Origin of the sequence: Ningiella ruwaisensis (genome assembly GCF_004798935.1) — a bacterium.
In the GTDB taxonomy this organism is placed as follows: Bacteria; Pseudomonadota; Gammaproteobacteria; order Enterobacterales; family Alteromonadaceae; genus Glaciecola; species Glaciecola ruwaisensis.
Window position 1 is genome coordinate 264,971 of sequence record NZ_RAHT01000004.1, and the last position, 17,452, is coordinate 282,422.

A 17,452-nucleotide genomic window follows, 5' to 3' on the forward strand; every position below is an offset into this window, starting at 1 on the left:
ATTGTGCTTTTTGCTTGAGAATGCGGTATATCATCATATGGGCTTTGTTAATGATGATAATGTACTTTTATGTCTTCCTCTGAAGTAAGCACAAATGAAAACGAAGACGCGATTTTTATTCGCGGGATATCGGCTACCAATGGATTAACCACACTGCTTATCGGCTCTGCAGGTGTGAGCCTTGGCGCAATTATGATTGTATTTTTACCGCCGTTGTTTTTCCTCGCCGGCGTACTGATTATTGCTGCTGGCATCATTGCACTCACGATGGGTTTTTTTAAAATCAGAGAGCCGAAATACAGTCTCGAAATTACCCGAGAGTCGGTCACTTACCACCATCGCTTAGGCAGGTGGACCTTGCACTGGGAAAATATTCAACGCGTCGATGTACCGCGCGTCCATCGCGGTTTCGAACATGTGGACTTAGAAATGGTTGGATTTAGACTCAAAGAGCCTGAACGCTTTTTATCTCAGATTTCACCACGCTTAATTACGCATTTGCTAATGGAGCAACGTCCACTGGTTGCGCAAATAGAGCGTAGCAATTGCGAAGGGGGCAGGTGTTATGGTGATGACCTCATCGAAGATGCCAAATACAAGACAAAAGAGGGAACGATTCTGCGAGGCGTTACGGCAATGTTTGCCAATCGCATGCGAAAACTACAAACCGGTTTAGGTTATGATGTATTCATTTCAACAAATGAACTTGATAGAAGCGCAGAGGAATTTGTCATGCTGATTCGAGAATGCCACGACAACGTAAAACAACTACAAATTGAAAAAGTCTCAAATTAAGAACTGCCTTCGTTGAGCCCAATCATTGATTAACAAATTGGCTTCAAGTAATAGTTCCTCTACCTTGGTTTCGTAGGCAAAAGTGGGGTCTCTTTTTATCGCTTCTTCTAATTCAAAACACAGCATTTGTAATCGGGGTACACCGGTGTAGCAACACGCGCCATGAAGCTTGTGGACACTTTCCAGTAAGGATTTTATTTCTTGTCTTTCTGCGTATTGCTGAATGTCTTTTCGATGGTCGTTCAAATGACTGACAAAATCGTCCATAAAGGACATTGCTACTTCCGGATTCTGATTAGAGCGAGAAAGCGCCAGATCCCAGTCAATACTTTCCGGCAATTTTTCTGAGTCATGATCTTGAAAATCACACCATTCATAGATCAGAGAAATTAAGCTATCCAGTTCAATAGGTTTGGATAAAAAGTCTTCCAGCCCTGACTCCAGAAAATGCTGTTTTTCTTTTTCCAGAGCATGAGCTGTGACAGCAATTATTGGTGTGGCTCGATTCAGGCTTAACTTGCGAATGCGTTTTGTCGTTTCTATGCCGTCTAATCCTGGCATTTGAATATCCATCAATATAAGGTCGTACTCAATTTGCTCACACTTTTCGATGGCGCTATGTCCATCGTATGCCAAATCAAGTGTTATTGGTGAGTTTTTCATCCAGGTCTCAAGCAAACGAAGGTTCAACTCCATATCATCAACAGCAAGAATTCTAGCGCTGGGCAGGTCTTTTATCTTTTTTTCAGTCTCAGACAACTGCATTGCGTGCACTGGCGAGTCAATAGACGTGACCTTTCGAGCCGTTAATGGCAAGCGCACTACTCGTGTCGAAACAGGTAACATGCTGATCAGTGGGTTAGGAGGCGGTGGTCCAGAGAACAAGACAATCGTGTTGTCAGGTGCGTAAGGTTTCACTCGCTCAATAATAAAATGACGTTTGCTGGTTTGGGTAAGTGATAACACAATAAAGAGATAACTATCTGCCTCAAGTTTTTGGATCAGCAAATCAAGACTTTCGAAACTGCTTACCTCAAATCCGGTAATCTGAAGCTGGCGGACGATAGTTCGCCGAGACTCTCCCCAGCGGTCATAAACAAAAGCTTTACGACCTAAAAATGGCAGGCTGTTCAAGCTATGAGGTAATATGCCGGGCTTGCCAATTTGTTGGCTAGACTGAACTTTAAAGGGAATAATTGCTTCAAAACAGCTTCCAATGGTTGGTTCACTTCTGACACTTAAATGTCCGTTCATTAAATAGACCAACTCCTGGCAGATAACCAAACCTAAGCCCGTTCCCTGATAAGAGCGATTGAGTTCGTCTTCTAATTGATGAAATGCTTTAAATATCGTGTCTAAATCCTGTTCGTTAATACCGATACCGGAATCTTCTACTTTGATGCGTATAACGCATTCTCGACTCGTTAGACTATCTACCTTTGCTCTTAAGGCAACATGCCCATAATTGGTAAATTTAAGGGCATTGCTGAGTAAGTTTGTTAAAAGCTGTTTAACGCGGAATACATCACCCACTAAAAATGTAGGCAAATCGTCAACATCATAGATGAATTCCAATTGCTTAAGGTGAGCGGTCTTTGACATGGTAGCGGCAATATCTTCAAACAAATCACGAGGCTGAAAAGGCTTTTCGTTCAGCGTGAGCTGTCCGGCTTCCATCTTTGAAAAGTCTAGAATATCGTTGACCAGTGTGAGTAAGTCTTTTGCAGCTGAGTTAACAATCTTCACGTGCTCGTCGCGTTCTGCAACATTCACTTTTGACTCCAACTCCTTACTAAAATTGATAATCGCGTTTAAAGGCGTCCGGATTTCGTGCGACATATTTGCCAAAAACTGCGACTTTACTTCGCTCGCTTTAACGGCCTCCCGACGGGCGATCTCCAAATGCACGTTCTGCTCTTCCACCATCAAGAAGTTGTTTTCAGCGTCGGCTCTCGCTTGCAGCAACTCGTCTTCAAGCTCATTTTGCGTTTTACTGACGATACCCAGAAGAAATGCGCCCGCTTGTAAATTCAATGCCAGTTGAAAAAGCTGAGAATTGAAAGTATTTGTGGATAAATATCCAAATATATAAAGCGTGCTAAACACAACGCCTATTACCATTAAAATCCAGGCTATTAAAATTGGACGTGCGGGTGCATATTGACTGTTAAACGTTTGAAAAGCGCTTAAAAAATTAACGGCCAGACAAACATAACCTAGAGTGTAGGTAATGATAAAACGCCATTCGATTGAGAACGCGTTAAAACTGAGTAAAGCTAACGCAATAATGCTTAGTACAATAAAGCCAATTTGCATGATGTAAATGCGGCTACTGAATTTTTTGCGGGGTAAAAGTTGCGTCGTAAAAGCCGTACTGGAAATTCCAAGCAGAAGAATAATTTCTTCAGGCCGGACGTAATTAAAAATGGCAAAAAAAGCATCACCGAGCAAGTAGCTATGCCCACTCCAACTAAGTTGCCACTTCAACACAACAAAAATATGAAAAAAGAACAGTAAATTACTCAGGCTCGGATAATTAAAAGAAAAGGTTATGGCATACATTGCCAAAATTATTATGGTTCCGTAAAAGCCCCCCCATAACAGAAAATCGATTTTGTTCGTCACGCTATGTGCTGATTCAGGCTCCAGATAAATAGGCGCCAAAAGAGACATACTCGAAGCGGATACATACAAATAGGCATCCACAGTCTGATTTTTTTCAAACCTTATTTCGAATGTTGGATTGGCATAGTGCGAGTGCTTGTTCAGGATCCCGTCGGTCTTCTCATAAATGGTTTCGCCCTCATGCACCAGGTATAATCGCGCATCGTTAATTTGGGCAAAGCGAACGGAAAGCACCCAATCCTCAATATCGCTTTGATTTTCAATTTTGGCATGAAACCATAGTCCATTTTGGACGAAACCAAAATTGGCCTGATTTGAAAATTCGTAAGGCAAGCTGTCTTTTTTTGCTTTGAATTCGTTGAAGGCAAGAGGCTCTGCTGGAGATGGTCTCGTGCCTTGAAGTGGGTTTCCCCAGTCTTGAACCCCTGCTTCTTGCTTCCCTCTTCCCTGACCTCCCCGTCCTTGATCCCCTTGTTCTTGATCCCAATAAACGGCAAATTTTGGCGTAACCAGCGCAGGCGCATTTTCATCGTTGAGCACAATTTTATTTTGCTGAGCAAGCACAGAGGTAATCAGACTCACAGTGAGCAGCAACGCTATAAAACAGGCTCTTGCAAACCTTTTTAATCGATAGCAACAATCAAAAAGCGCTTTATGCAAAGAGAAGTTATTCTTTTTAAGAAAATGCGATACCATGCGGGTTATAATCTTAATTCCTTTGTAATAAGTTTACTTCAGTCAATCGACTAAGAGCCTATGAATAACGATATAACAATAAACAGTGATGGTATAGAGCAACTTTCGCTAGGACGCTTTACCGAAGACGCTTATTTAAATTATTCCATGTATGTCATCATGGACAGAGCCTTGCCGCACATAGGCGATGGTTTAAAGCCGGTGCAGCGACGAATTATTTACGCGATGTCTGATTTAGGTTTAAGCAACAATGCAAAATACAAAAAATCGGCGCGAACAGTGGGGGATGTATTAGGTAAATTCCATCCGCACGGTGATTCTGCCTGTTACGAAGCTATGGTCTTAATGGCTCAGCCTTTTTCTTATCGCTATCCGCTTGTAGACGGACAGGGAAACTGGGGCGCGCCGGACGATCCTAAATCGTTTGCTGCGATGCGATATACCGAAGCGCGACTATCGAAGTTTTCCGAAATTCTTTTAACTGAATTAGGACAAGGAACGGCTGATTGGGTGCCAAATTTTGATGGTACCTTACAAGAGCCAAAAGTATTGCCAGCTCGCTTACCGCATATACTGTTAAATGGCGTTACCGGTATCGCGGTCGGGATGGCTACCGATATTCCGCCGCATAATGCCAGAGAGTTAGCTAACGCGTGTGCGTTATTACTTGATAACAGCCGAGCCGAATTAAGCGAACTTTTAGAGTTTGTGCAAGGGCCAGATTATCCGACAGATGCCGAAGTGATTACACCGAAAGCGGATATTCAAAAAATTTATGAAACCGGCCGTGGCAGCATCAAAATGCGGGCAGTTTATCATGAAGAGAACGGTGAGGTTGTTATTACCGCTCTTCCTCATCAAGCATCGGGCGCTAAAATTCTTGAACAAATAGCCGCACAAATGCAGGCCAAAAAGCTGCCTTTCGTTAGCGACCTGCGCGATGAATCTGATCATGAAAATCCAACGCGTTTGGTGGTAACTCCACGCTCTAATCGTGTAGATGTTGAGCAGGTCATGCAGCATTTATTCGCAACTACCGATTTGGAAAAATCCTATCGCGTTAATATTAATATGATTGGTCTTGACGGTCGTCCACAGGTTAAAGACTTAAAGTCCATCCTGAATGAATGGCTTGTATTTAGAAAAGATACTGTCACTCGTCGTTTGCAGTATCGCTTAGACAAAGTGCTAGCACGCCTGCATATCCTGGAAGGCTTGTTAATTGCTTTTTTAAATATTGATGAAGTGATTGCGATTATCCGAAATGAGGATAAACCAAAGCCTGTGCTCATGGAGCGATTTGGACTTTCTGATACGCAAGCTGAAGCCATTCTTGAATTAAAACTTCGTCATTTGGCAAAACTTGAAGAAGTGAAAATTAAGGGCGAACAGGAAGAGTTAAGTAAAGAAAGAGATGCTTTACAATTATTACTCGGCTCTGACAGACGACTTAAAACATTAATTAAAAAAGAAATTCTGGCTGATGCAGAAACCTACGGAGACGATAGACGCTCACCTATTGTTGAGCGTGGAGAGGCTAAAGCGCTAAGCGAAAAAGAGCTTGTTCCTTCAGAGCCGGTAACGGTAGTGCTTTCTGAAAAAGGGTGGGCGCGTTGCGCCAAGGGGCATGATGTCGATGCGCCAAACTTAAGTTACAAATCGGGTGATGCGTATCTGCATAGTGCGAAAGGAAGGAGCAATCAGCCCGCTGTATTTTTAGATTCTTCGGGTCGAACATTTTCGTGCGACGCGCATGCTTTACCCTCTGCAAGAAGCCAGGGAGAACCACTTACCGGGCGCTTTAGCATTGTAGGTGGTGAACGCGCTGAATACGTTATTATGGGCAAAAGCGAGCAGGCTTACCTGATTGGGTCCGATTCAGGCTACGGATTTGTCGGTCATTTCGAAGATATGCTAACCAAGAATAAAGCAGGTAAAGCCTACGTTTCACTACCTGTTGGCGCAAAAATTATGTGTCCACAAGCGGTTTCACAACTAGACAGTGATTGGTGCCTGTGCATCTCAAATCAAGGCAGAATGTTACTCTTCCCGCTTAGGGATTTGCCTGTGCTTGGTAAAGGTAAAGGCAATAAACTGATGAATATCCCTTCCGCAAAAGCAAAAAGTCGTGAGGAATATCTCACGCAGCTTTCAGTTGTACCAGAAGGGGCAAGTATTAAAGTGATTGCCGGCAAGCGCATCATGACGCTAAGTCCAAGTGACCTTTCTCATTATCAGGGTGAGCGTGGACGCCGCGGAAATAAGCTGCCTCGCGGTTTGCAAAGAGTAGATGGCGTAGAAGTTTTATTAGCGCAATCTCAGCCAACGGATGAGCTCATTGATGAGACGGCTGAAGAGACAACTGAAAAAACAACAAATGCAGTAAAAAATACTGTCATAAAACCACAGGAAAATAGTAGCGGCGACCTAAACTTTGATGAAGAGTAATTGGATGTGTCCGGTTTGCAAGTGCTCACTTTTGCAAAGCGCTAGCGGGTTTTCTTGCATTAATGGTCACCAATATGATCGCGCAAAGTATAATTATGTTAACTTATTGCTCGCTAATCAGAAAAAAAGTAAGGAGCCGGGCGATAGTAAAGCAATGATCAATGCCCGGCATACTTTTCTTCAAAGCGGCGCATATGAAATACTAGCTGATAGATTGCGAACGCTCGTAAAAAGCTACCTTAATGATTTATCACAAACGAGCGGAGCTTCTGCGTCTTTATTGACATGTCATAGCTTTAATCTACTTGATGCCGCATGCGGTGAGGGCTATTACTCCGCTTATATTAAAGAAAAATTAGAGCGTGAGTATCCACTAACTATTAGTGGTGTTGACATATCAAAATTCGCTATAACCAAAGCTGCCAAAACTTATAAATTAAATAGCTATGCGGTAGCGAGTACTTACAACCTTACCTTGGAAACGCATTCTCAGGATATCGTGTTGCAAGTCTTTGGACCGAGTGACGCGAAAGAAATAGCTCGGATACTCAAGCCCGGCGGACTGTGGCTAGAAGTTATGCCAGGTGAATCTCATTTAGAAGAACTTAAAGCGTTTGTTTATGAAAAATCACTAAAGCACGAGCCGCGAACAGATGAGATCCAAGGCTTCTCAAATGCACAAATACATGACTTAGCATTTGATGTGTCGCTTCCAAACACTGATTTACGTCATGCATTACTGACTATGACACCTTTTCTGTATCGAATATCAGATGAAAACAAACAACAGCTACTGCAAAGACTGAATAAGGTGCATGCGCACTTTACGCTCTGCCTTAGACACTCGCAAACTCAAGCTTGCTGAACGGATTTAAAGAAAACGCCCAGACCATGCCGGGCGTTTCAAACAGGCTTATTGAAATAAAACAGCCTTATTGCGCGTTAGTGCTTTCAAATATCTTATCAGCAGAGGCTGCAACAAAGCCTTGATACAAATTGCCATCAGGTAAGCGGTATCGCTGTGCAAACTCATAAAAACAGCTAGGAATAACCATGGGTTTGTCTGAGAATTTTACTTCTGCCTTATCTGCCATTGTAGAAGACTGAGCAAGACAAACATCCTCTCCGCCTTTAATTTCACCGCCTGAAGTATTAAGCGCGAAGCCAGCCTGTTTGAGTATTTCATTTACTTCGCTTAGTTCGCTGATATTGCGTAAATGATTAACGCTCACGGTGAAATGGTTGGCACGATAACCCCATGCCGCCATCCATGCTGCATATTCCGATTCAGCCAAAAGCGTTTTATAATCAGCACTGCTTACCTGCCAATGGGTGCCTGAATAAAGAAAATTATCATCCATAACACTCGATGGGTCAATTTGCTCCACCATGCGATGAATGATCGTTTGCGCCTCTTCGCTTAACTCATCCACACGCAATTCGCTGATAAACACCTTTGGCTGCTCGGGATCGGGATGTTGGAAATGCAAGGCATTGAGCTTTTTTGCTGCAAAATCATATTCGCCACCTTGCGTATATCCCACCGCTTTGAAGTGAGCTGCTAATTTATCAATATTCACCTTATCGATATTGAAGGTTCTAAGCGCGATGTGGTCGTTAACTATATCTGACTCGCCGCTTTTATCACCAATCAATGCGTGTATTTTTTCTGCTGAAGGAGTAATGGCGAGATAATTGTGCCAAAGTCCGTCAAATAGGCTGTTTACGTCTTTATGCATTTAGACCTTCCTCATTCAATATCTAAAGATAAACCGGGACTTAATGATGCCGGTAGAGCAAGTTGTTCAAGCTCTACAGAGGCCACTGGGTAGCTACAATAATCAGCTGCATAGTAAGCGCTTGCTCTATGATTGCCACTTTCACCTACGCCGCCGAAAGGCGCTGCGCTACTTGCACCAGTAATGGGGCGGTTCCAGTTAACAATACCTGCTCGAATGCGCGGTAGAAAGTAATCGTAGTCTTCCCGTTTATCAGATAACAAACCGGCAGAAAGCCCAAACTTGGTATTGTTGGCAAGGGTAATTGCCTCATCAATGTCGGTATATCGTATGACTTTTAACAAAGGACCAAAGTGTTCTTCGTCAGGCATTTTGTCAATCACGTCAGTCACATCAATGATCCCCGGAGTAACAAAACCGGTGTTTTCATCCTTGTGCACTAATTCCACTAATGGCTTTGCACCTAACTCAATTAGCGAGGCTTGAGCCGCCGCCATAAGCGTTGCCGCTTTGGCAGATATCATCGCGCCCATAAAGGGTTGATCTTGCGCATCGTAATCGCCGACTTTGATTTGCTTTGTCGCTTTTATTAAGGCTTCTAAAAGCGCATCACCTTCAGTTGTACGAGGTAGAAAAAGCTTTCGAGCACAAGTACAGCGCTGGCCCGAACTGATAAACGCTGATTGGATAATATCGTGGACTCCAGCTTTAATGTCGCTAACTTTTGTGACAATAAGTGGATTATTGCCACCCATTTCCAGCGCCAATATTTTTCCCGGATTGCCCGCAAATTGCTCATGCAAAAGTTTGCCAGTGTTCGAACTACCAGTGAAAAACAGACCGTCAATTTGAGGATGCTGTGCCAGTGCTTTACCGGTTTCGACCTGACCTTGCACAAGGTTTAGCACACCTTTCGGTAGTCCGGCTTGCTCCCATAATTTTACCGTATGCTGGGCAACAAGCGGCGTTAAATCACTGGGTTTAAATACGACTGTGTTTCCAGCAAGAAGGGCCGGGATAATATGACCGTTTGGCAAATGGCCAGGAAAATTATAGGGTCCAAAAACTGCTACAACACCGTGCGGTCGATGGCGCAAAATTGCTTTACCCGCAGGCATGGGGTTTTCAACTGTTCCGGTGCGCTCATGATAGGCTCGCTCAGAAATCGCGGCTTTACCTATCATCGCGGCAACTTCGGTGGCTGTTTCCCATTCCGGTTTACCTGTTTCCTGAGCAATGACCTTGGCAAGCGCCGGCTTATTTTCTTCTAGTAGCGCGACAAAACGCTTTATGATTGCGATGCGGTCTTCAAGGGGGCTCAGTGACCAGTCAACAAATGCTTCACGTGCTGCGTTAACCGCGGCATTGACCTGGGCAGCACTGGCGGCTTTACCTTCCCATACAGAACGGTTTTTCGCTGGGTCAATGGATTGAAAAGACGCATCTTCGCCTTCTATCCACTGTCCGTTAATAAAATGGGTAGTGACTGCTTGCATACATACTCCCGGAATGTTTTAGATTGCTTGTGTGATAAATTAAGGTAACACTGTTATGCGCGTTTTGGTGCGCATGCACAAATACGGATTTTATTACCTGCTTCTATTAATAAAGCATTAGCGGTTTTGGGGCTGATTATTGCGTCTCCGTTGTGATCAAAATCAAGGGGAGCAACACAGGCTCTAAAGTCAGCTATCTTGTCGTTAATAATAAAGTACAGGTCCTCTTTTGTCTCAGGAACCTCTTCGAGCTTTGATATTGTGCACTGCCTGCTATTTCTAACAGTTGTGATATTCACTAAATCAGCTTCTACAGTTGGACCTGCGTCAAAAATATCCACATAACCGCGATTTTTAAACCCCTCCTGCTGCAAGAGACGAAGCGCGGGTTTGGTTTTCTCGTGCACTTTACCAATACAGGCTTGCGCTTCTTTTGAGAGCAATTTGACGTAAATTGGATACTTGGGCATCAATTCAGCAATAAAAACTTTGTTTCCAATACCGGTAAGATAATCGGCAGTCGGGAAATCCATTGAAAAAAAGTGCTTTTCGAGCCACTCCCAAAAAGGGCTGGTTCCATTTTCGTCGGATATACCGCGCATTTCCGCTATGACAGTGTCTGCAAAACGCTGTTTATGCTGCGCCATAAACAAAAAGCGAAACTTTGATAATAGCCTTCCGGCATGCCCTTTTCTTGCTTTCTCACGTAAAAATAAAGTACAAATTTCGCTTACGCCAGTATAGTCGTTACAAAAGGTAAGGATATCTACAGTGTTGTGGACGTTTAACTCACGAGAGGCGTGAACCACTTTACCAACGTGATAGTGGTAAAATGCGTCGGTAAGGCCCACAGTAGCCTCGATTCCAGATGTGCCTACTACTTCACCGGTTTCGGTGTCTTCCATCACAAACAGATAACTTTGAACGCCGGGTGTATCCGGTTGACTGGCAAAGGCATTTTGCGCTGCCAGAATCTTTTTCCGAAGTAATGCCTCGTTTACCGGCAGCGAGGTAAAACCAATACCTGATTCCTGGGCAATTTCATAAAGCGCATCGTAATCTTGCGCCTGAATAGGGCGAATAACCAACATATGATTAGTGTCCTATTAGGCGTTTTCAAGGCTTTGCGTTTCAAGCATTTTTGCAATGCCACGTTCAAAGCGCGCAAGTCCTTCGATTATATCTTCATCAGGAATAATTAAAGAAGGCGCGAAGCGAACAACATCCATACCTGCAACGAGACACATCAAGCCCTGCTCATTCGCGGCCATCATAAAGTCTCTTGCTTTGCCCTTATATTCATCTGCCATTGCGCAGCCTAAGAGCATGCCTTTGCCGCGAATTTCAGAAAATACATGGTATTTGTCGTTAATCTCTTTCAGTTTTTCACGGAACAAAGCTTCTTTGTGCGCTACTGACGAAAGGATCTTGGGGTCATTTACGATATCAAACACTTTTTCCGCAATTGCACACGCTAGCGGATTACCGCCGTAAGTGCTTCCGTGCGTGCCTGGTTTTAGGCTTTCAGCGATTTTATTAGTAGTAAGCATTGCGCCAACGGGAAAGCCACCGCCCAGTGATTTAGCCGAAGTAAGAATATCAGGCGTAACGCCAAGATTCATGTACTCGAATAATTTTCCAGTACGACCCATTCCAGATTGCACTTCATCAAAAATTAACAGTGCATTGTGCTTATCGCAAAGCTCACGTACACCTTTTACAAATTCAATGTCAGGTACAATAATTCCACCTTCACCTTGCATTGGCTCCATCATGACCGCGCAAGTACGATCCGAAATTATGGCTTTAAGTGCATCTAAATTATTAAACTCGCTATGTACGACCGCCCCTGGCTTTGGACCAAATCCATCGGAATAAGCAGGTTGGCCGCCAACAGTGACAGTAAAGAAAGTACGGCCATGAAAGCCTTTAGTAAATGAAATAATCTGGTCTTTTTCTTCGCCGTAGTGGTCAAGAGCAAAACGTCGCGCAAGTTTCAAGGCTGCCTCGTTTGCTTCGGCACCAGAGTTTGCAAAATATACCTTTTCAGCAAACGTGGCATCGCATAACTTTTTCGCTAGTCGTAGCGCAGGCTCATTGGTAAATACATTGCTTAAATGCCAGAGCTTGCTACCTTGCTCATTCAGCACTTTTACTAGCTCAGGGTGACAGTGGCCTAATACGTTTACTGCAATGCCGCCAGCAAAATCAATATACTCAACACCATCCTGATCCCAAACACGCGAGCCCTCGCCGCGCACTGGCACCATCGCCGCAGGATTGTAGTTTGGCACCATGACTTCGTTAAAAGTTTCTCTGGTAACTTGCATAAACACCTCTATTTCCACTTCGATTAAGAGCGATATTATGCCAGAAAATTAAGCAATAGTCGCTACCAGTAAATCAGCAAAAGTCTTGTTTTTAAAAGGAAATGAAGATATTTGCATAAGCAATGAATAATTATTTTTGTGCGATTACCACAGGTAAAGTCGCTTAAAGTTTAAGCTGAAAAGAACAAAGTTTCGCTGTCAGGCTGTTGAACAAGCATGCCTCAGGCGCAAAGATATGCGAAAGGAAGTCAATTAAATTGACGTAATGGCGCGCATAAACATGCAAAAAATTTTTTTAACAAGATGATAAAAGCGTAATTATTGCAGTACATTTACGCAAAATGTTAATCAAAATCAGATTTCTTCGGGGGCATCTTCGCTGATTTTAAGCTCAATGCCAGTAAGATTGATTTTGGTGACGATTGCAACATCATCTGATTTGATACCAAAGTTGCGCAAATACAACATTGATGCTTCTTTGTTCATTAGTTTTTGCGTTTGCATCATTTTAAATTGCATGTAGCCCTGAGCATTAAATAGCAATTTTGTGAGAGGGTGTAAATTTTGCTCTTCAAGTGACTTGTAACTAATGGAGCGTATTGCCGTGTAGTCTTCAAAGCCAATTCCAATTTGTAACCATCGGCAATTAAGCTCAGCAAAAACAGCGGCATTAATGTTGTCGGCGTGTTTGCGCCATAGTGTCATAATGTATTTATGAGAGGGTTTTAAACCTGAAAGCGCTTTTGCCTGATTAGGGTTATTTCGTTTACGGGCATCTATAATACGTTCACGTAGTTTATCATCAAAGCTTCTTAAATATAATGATGCGATAACTGAACGTCCAATGGTCGATAGCAGCCCAATGTTAAATCCGAAATGGGATTTGATTTTCCGCTTTTCCGCCAAAGCTTTCGCAATGTTGCCAGTGCCAATGGTGTAAAGCCACAAGTGCTTTTGCAGGTCGGGCGTAAATTCTGAATGCGGAGGCATGCAGTTTTTTGCGATTAACACTGGCAGCAAGGAGCGCAGTGATTCCACGCCAATAAAGCTAAGGGCGCTTTGCAATGTTCTTAGGATAATTGGATGACCTTGGGAATCTACGCGCCGATATTTTGGCTGGCGAACAAATTTGATGATTGATTTTTTTAACCACTCGACGTTTTCAATGCAAGCAACAAGACGCGAGATTGAACAGGCTTCTGTATATAAAATGTCTAAAAGCTTGCCAATCGAGTGATCAAAATCAAGCACGTTGAAAAACACGTCTTCAATATCATTAAAACGATTTTCTAGGTCAGGAATAAGTGTGCGGTGAAAGTCGGACTCGATCTGGTGCATGAAATTGTTTTCGGCCGTTGCAGCGACTTCACGCTGCTTATTCGCTAATTCTTCGACCATGAGTAATTTTCGACGCGATTCTGCCTGTTCAGAATCTTCGAACATTTTCATCGCTTCAGTTTTTTGACCCGACAAAATGATTGCTTCATCTAGCGACAGCAACATCTGTTCAAATCGGTCATTATATATGGCCGCTAATTGCGAAACGCTCTTTTTCATTCACTATCCAAGTGTCAAAAAATTCCTGAGAATTTGATGTCCATGTTCAGTAAGTAACGACTCAGGATGAAATTGCACTCCGTAAAGTCGGTCATTAGCGTTTTCAATAGCCATGATTTCCGCTTTGCCAAAATCGTGACACCACGCGCTAATACTGAACTGCTCTGGAAGGCTTTGTTCATCGATTATCAAAGAATGATAACGGGTGGCTTCAAAGCGCTCCGGGCAATGCGAAAACAATCGAGAGTGGCTGTTACATTGTATGGTGGATGTTTTGCCGTGCCGAATAAACTCGGCCCTTACAATATTAGCTCCAGCACATTGAGCAATCGCTTGATGTCCAAGACACACACCCAGGATAGGAAGGTGTTTTGTAAATGCCTTTATTGCCGGCATGGATATGCCTGACTCATCTGGCGTGCAAGGCCCTGGCGATATCACTAAGTGATCAAATTCAATGCGCTGCAATTGCTCGATGGTAATTGCATCGTTTTTAACAACGGTGACCTGGTGTTCAAGTTCTTCAAAATAGCGCGCTAGGTTATAAGTAAATGAATCGTAGTTATCGATTATTACTACCACCGGTGGCTACCTTTCAACAAACCCTAACGTTTGGTACACCTTATGTAATGTATCGGACGCAATGCGCTGGGCTTTAGCACTTCCTTGTTTCATAACGGAATGAAGGTATTGTTGATCGGCTCTAATCTCTGCAAACCGATGTTGAATAGGAGTAACAAGTTCAACTACGGCGTCTGCAACGTCTGATTTTAGGTGCCCATACATTTTATCTTCATATTCTGGGACAAGGCTTTCAATGGGCTTTCCACTTGCACATGAAAGCAGTGAAAGAAGGTTTGACACGCCGGGCTTCTCAGCGGTGTCATAGTAGATACGTGCTTGTTCGTCACTGTCGGTTACTGCCCGCTTAATTTTTTTCGCCAGTTTTTTAGGGTCTTCCAGTAAGCCAATAATGTTGTTTGGATTGTCATCTGACTTTGACATTTTTTTGCTAGGGTCTTGCAGGCTCATGACTCGAGCGCCTGATTCAGGAATGAAAGGCTCAGGGAGTGTGAATATTTCTCCATACATATTGTTAAAACGAGTGGCGATATCGCGGGTGAGTTCCAAATGTTGTTTTTGATCTTCACCGATGGGGACTTCGTTTGCCTGATAAATCAAAATATCGGCCGCTTGCAATACTGGATAGGCGTAAAGTCCAACGTTGATGTTGTTTACATTCTTTTGCGACTTATCCTTAAACTGCGTCATTCGATTTAATTCGCCCATTTGAGTGAAACAGTTCAGTACCCAACCCAGTTGTGCGTGTTCAGGCACATGCGACTGCATAAAAATTGTGCTTTTTTCCGGATCGATCCCGCAAGCTAAATACAGTGCAAGGCCGTCAAGGCACGCTTTGTGAAGCTCTTTAGGATCTTGACGTACGGTAATGGCATGTAAGTCTACAATCATATAGAGGCAATCATGTGTTGACTGCATATCCACCCACTGCTTGAGCGCGCCCATGTAGTTCCCTAGAGTTAGTTGTCCTGAGGGCTGACATCCACTTAATACGACTGGCTTTGATTTACTTGTCACTGCAATTTCCTAACTTATTAATCGTTTGAATTCTTTAATGGTATGCTGATAATTCTCGGTGTTGAAAATAGCTGAACCCGCTACAAACATATCGGCCCCAGCTTGACGAACAGCTTTTACGTTATCAAGCTTTACGCCACCGTCCACTTCGATTCGAACATTCAGGCCGGCTTTATCGATGCGCGATTTTAGCGCTTTAATCTTCTCGATGCTATGTTCAATAAACGTTTGCCCGCCAAACCCGGGATTGACTGACATAACAAGCACGTAGTCCAGTTTATGCAGTACGTGGTCGAGCACGCTAAGCGGGGTAGCCGGATTAAGCGCAAGGCCCACCTTACAGCCCTTATCTTTCACCAGCGCCAGACTCCTGTCGACGTGCAAACTTGCCTCTGGATGAAAGCTGATCATACTCGCGCCTGCATCAGCGAAGCGCTCGATTAAATCGTCCACCGGGCTAACCATCAAATGAACGTCGATATCTGCCGTTACGCCATATTTGCGAAGCGCACTGCAAATCATCGGGCCAAAGCTCAAATTCTGGACATAGTGATTATCCATCACATCAAAATGAATAATGTCTGCACCAGCGTTGAGGACGGCATCGACTTCTTCACCTAAGCGAGCAAAATCAGCTGATAGTATTGATGGGGCAATTAAAGGTGAAAACATATTAGCTCCTGTAAGCAAGCGAATGCTCAAGTGTAGCGAAGATTCTAACGCAGGCAAAGAGTGAACTTCCCTACCTTGCTGCAATGATAAAGAAAATAGTCAAGAAACTGCCCTTTTTTAGAGCGAAGGTTTTAATTTGGTGCAAATTATTGATGAACTTGGCTTTTTTAAGCATTCTGTCTTGCCGTCTTAATCACAGTGCCGAATAAAAAGTTATTATTTTTCAACTAATTATATTCAATTTTAATTTTATTTATTTTTAGGCACTGGTTTTGCTAAAAGTTGGTCAAGCGGCAAACTTTAAAGCAACAAGCTTAACGACGAAGTCATAACAATAATAATACGCACTGAACACATTTAACTAATGGAGAAACACATGAAACACATCAAAAAAACGGCATTAGCGGCATCATTATTGGCAGTCGTGGCTACGTCAACAATTAGCAATCAATCGCATGCTGAAGCTTCATGGTCGGCAAACGCGGGTTTAATGACGGAATATCACTTTCGTGGCATCGTTCAAAACAGCACAGCTACTGCCAATGGTGGTGTTGACGTCGAATTAGGCGGTTTTTATGGCGGTGTATGGGCCGCAGACGTTGAAGATGGCTTGGAAATAGACGTGTATGGCGGCTATGGCTTTGAATTTGAAAACGGACTGTCACTTGGGGCAGGCTTAACCACTTATCAGTACACCGGTGATTTTGATACAGAATATAATGAAATTAACCTTTCCGCAGGTTACGGCTTTTTAAGTGTTGAATATACCCTCGGTGAAAGAGATGGTGAAGGCGATCCGGATGATTCCTATACTTTCACAGGCATTACAGCGGAACACGCAGGTTTTTACGCGACAGTGGGTATCTTCGGTGGTGATTACGAAGGAAACTATGGCGAAGTAGGGTATGGCACCTCAATAGAAGGCTTTGACGTTGGCGTCGCATTTATCAAAAGCGATAGCGATTTAGACAACGATGAGTCAATTTACTTTACGATTTCCAAAAGTTTTGACCTGTAAAGTAAGTGGGATAGTTTAAAGGGTATAAGGATTTATCTCTTATACCCGTTTTTTAAACGCAAGACCTTAATAACGCCAGCTTCAACAGTTGGCGTTTTTATTTTTTTGAACTACAATAGAAAAAGTTGTGTCGATGTTTTTTTAAATCATCCAAAGGATTCGGTATGCACCAAGCTCAAAAGTATTTGAAGCGCCTGTTTATAACGGTGTCCGTGTCAGGTTTTGCGGTTTTTGCGGCGGTGTATATGATGTTGGCTACTGCAAATGCTCCCTGTCACAATGCTGGACAAAATTACGCCACATCAACGGCAATATCCACTCATCAAGCTCAGCGAGGCAACGCAAAGGTTGCACAACTATGCAATCGCAACGGTCAACAGATAAATTGGGTGAGCTGGTTGTTTAAATCTCCTGAATCTGGCCAGTTTCATTATTTTGATTTAGTTGAGCTATTAAATCGAAACAAATCGCAGTAAT

14 protein-coding genes are annotated in these 17,452 nt (G+C 43.2%); 5 read left to right on the top strand and 9 right to left on the bottom strand.

The window, feature by feature from the left end; all coding sequences use genetic code 11:
* Window positions 1–69 precede the first annotated feature (69 nt).
* Window positions 70–795, top strand: coding sequence for a DUF2982 domain-containing protein (locus D6V41_RS10230; protein WP_136251406.1), 726 nt, complete (start codon window positions 70–72; stop codon window positions 793–795).
* On the opposite strand, the gene D6V41_RS10235 is transcribed toward D6V41_RS10230, so the two are convergent.
* Window positions 787–4,002 carry a hybrid sensor histidine kinase/response regulator gene (locus D6V41_RS10235; RefSeq protein WP_168711012.1) on the bottom strand — a complete coding sequence of 1,072 codons (3,216 nt, stop codon included), beginning with the start codon at window positions 4,000–4,002 and terminating at the stop codon, window positions 787–789. The two genes, D6V41_RS10230 and D6V41_RS10235, sit on opposite strands and share 9 nt — an antisense overlap.
* 174 nt (window positions 4,003–4,176) lie before the next feature.
* On the opposite strand from D6V41_RS10235, the gene parC reads away from it, so the two are divergent.
* Both parC and D6V41_RS10245 read left to right on the top strand, forming a co-directional pair.
* Window positions 4,177–6,564 (top strand): DNA topoisomerase IV subunit A, encoded by a 2,388-nt coding sequence (gene parC, locus D6V41_RS10240; RefSeq protein WP_136251408.1) that lies wholly within the window; start codon window positions 4,177–4,179, stop codon window positions 6,562–6,564.
* Entirely contained in the window at window positions 6,554–7,429 is an 876-nt protein-coding gene (locus D6V41_RS10245) for a putative RNA methyltransferase (protein ID WP_136251409.1), read from the top strand. The genes parC and D6V41_RS10245 overlap by 11 nt, the downstream gene beginning before the upstream one ends.
* A 67-nt stretch (window positions 7,430–7,496) precedes the next feature.
* On the opposite strand, the gene D6V41_RS10250 is transcribed toward D6V41_RS10245, so the two are convergent.
* The 8 genes from D6V41_RS10250 to rpe all read right to left on the bottom strand — a co-directional run bounded on the left by D6V41_RS10250 (window position 7,497) and on the right by rpe (window position 15,957).
* A complete protein-coding gene (locus tag D6V41_RS10250; protein WP_136251410.1) occupies window positions 7,497–8,303 on the bottom strand; it encodes a DUF1338 domain-containing protein in 807 nt (268 codons plus the stop codon).
* Between the two features lie 11 nt (window positions 8,304–8,314).
* Window positions 8,315–9,799: a succinylglutamate-semialdehyde dehydrogenase gene (gene astD, locus D6V41_RS10255; protein WP_136251411.1), complete on the bottom strand. Its 1,485-nt coding sequence runs from the start codon at window positions 9,797–9,799 to the stop codon at window positions 8,315–8,317.
* A gap of 53 nt (window positions 9,800–9,852) precedes the next feature.
* Entirely contained in the window at window positions 9,853–10,890 is a 1,038-nt protein-coding gene (gene astA / locus D6V41_RS10260) for an arginine N-succinyltransferase (RefSeq protein WP_136251412.1), read from the bottom strand.
* Between the two features lie 15 nt (window positions 10,891–10,905).
* Window positions 10,906–12,129: an aspartate aminotransferase family protein gene (locus tag D6V41_RS10265; RefSeq protein WP_136251413.1), complete on the bottom strand. Its 1,224-nt coding sequence runs from the start codon at window positions 12,127–12,129 to the stop codon at window positions 10,906–10,908.
* A 354-nt stretch (window positions 12,130–12,483) separates the two neighbouring features.
* On the bottom strand, window positions 12,484–13,686 hold the full coding sequence (locus tag D6V41_RS10270; RefSeq protein ID WP_136251414.1) for an HDOD domain-containing protein: 1,203 nt from the start codon (window positions 13,684–13,686) through the stop codon (window positions 12,484–12,486).
* Between the two features lie 3 nt (window positions 13,687–13,689).
* Window positions 13,690–14,268 carry an anthranilate synthase component II gene (locus D6V41_RS10275; protein ID WP_136251415.1) on the bottom strand — a complete coding sequence of 193 codons (579 nt, stop codon included), beginning with the start codon at window positions 14,266–14,268 and terminating at the stop codon, window positions 13,690–13,692.
* Window positions 14,269–14,274: 6 nt separating this feature from the next.
* Window positions 14,275–15,285 (bottom strand): tryptophan--tRNA ligase, encoded by a 1,011-nt coding sequence (gene trpS / locus D6V41_RS10280; protein ID WP_136251416.1) that lies wholly within the window; start codon window positions 15,283–15,285, stop codon window positions 14,275–14,277.
* 9 nt (window positions 15,286–15,294) lie between these two features.
* Entirely contained in the window at window positions 15,295–15,957 is a 663-nt protein-coding gene (gene rpe, locus D6V41_RS10285) for a ribulose-phosphate 3-epimerase (RefSeq protein ID WP_136251417.1), read from the bottom strand.
* Window positions 15,958–16,333: 376 nt separating this feature from the next.
* Here rpe and D6V41_RS10290 point away from each other — a divergent pair, with 376 nt between their 5' ends.
* Window positions 16,334–16,975: a TorF family putative porin gene (locus D6V41_RS10290; RefSeq protein WP_136251418.1), complete on the top strand. Its 642-nt coding sequence runs from the start codon at window positions 16,334–16,336 to the stop codon at window positions 16,973–16,975.
* Window positions 16,976–17,139: 164 nt separating this feature from the next.
* On the top strand, window positions 17,140–17,451 hold the full coding sequence (locus D6V41_RS10295) for a hypothetical protein (protein WP_136251419.1): 312 nt from the start codon (window positions 17,140–17,142) through the stop codon (window positions 17,449–17,451).
* Window position 17,452: the final 1 nt, after the last annotated feature.

Coding starts and splice junctions, on each gene's coding strand:
- D6V41_RS10230 (WP_136251406.1), top strand. CDS start 70: ATGTCTTCCTCTGAAGTAAGCACAAATGAAAACGAAGACGCGATTTTT.
- parC (WP_136251408.1), top strand. CDS start 4,177: ATGAATAACGATATAACAATAAACAGTGATGGTATAGAGCAACTTTCG.
- D6V41_RS10245 (WP_136251409.1), top strand. CDS start 6,554: ATGAAGAGTAATTGGATGTGTCCGGTTTGCAAGTGCTCACTTTTGCAA.
- D6V41_RS10250 (WP_136251410.1), bottom strand. CDS start 8,303: ATGCATAAAGACGTAAACAGCCTATTTGACGGACTTTGGCACAATTAT.
- astD (WP_136251411.1), bottom strand. CDS start 9,799: ATGCAAGCAGTCACTACCCATTTTATTAACGGACAGTGGATAGAAGGC.
- astA (WP_136251412.1), bottom strand. CDS start 10,890: ATGTTGGTTATTCGCCCTATTCAGGCGCAAGATTACGATGCGCTTTAT.
- D6V41_RS10265 (WP_136251413.1), bottom strand. CDS start 12,129: ATGCAAGTTACCAGAGAAACTTTTAACGAAGTCATGGTGCCAAACTAC.
- D6V41_RS10270 (WP_136251414.1), bottom strand. CDS start 13,686: ATGAAAAAGAGCGTTTCGCAATTAGCGGCCATATATAATGACCGATTT.
- rpe (WP_136251417.1), bottom strand. CDS start 15,957: ATGTTTTCACCTTTAATTGCCCCATCAATACTATCAGCTGATTTTGCT.
- D6V41_RS10290 (WP_136251418.1), top strand. CDS start 16,334: ATGAAACACATCAAAAAAACGGCATTAGCGGCATCATTATTGGCAGTC.
- D6V41_RS10295 (WP_136251419.1), top strand. CDS start 17,140: ATGCACCAAGCTCAAAAGTATTTGAAGCGCCTGTTTATAACGGTGTCC.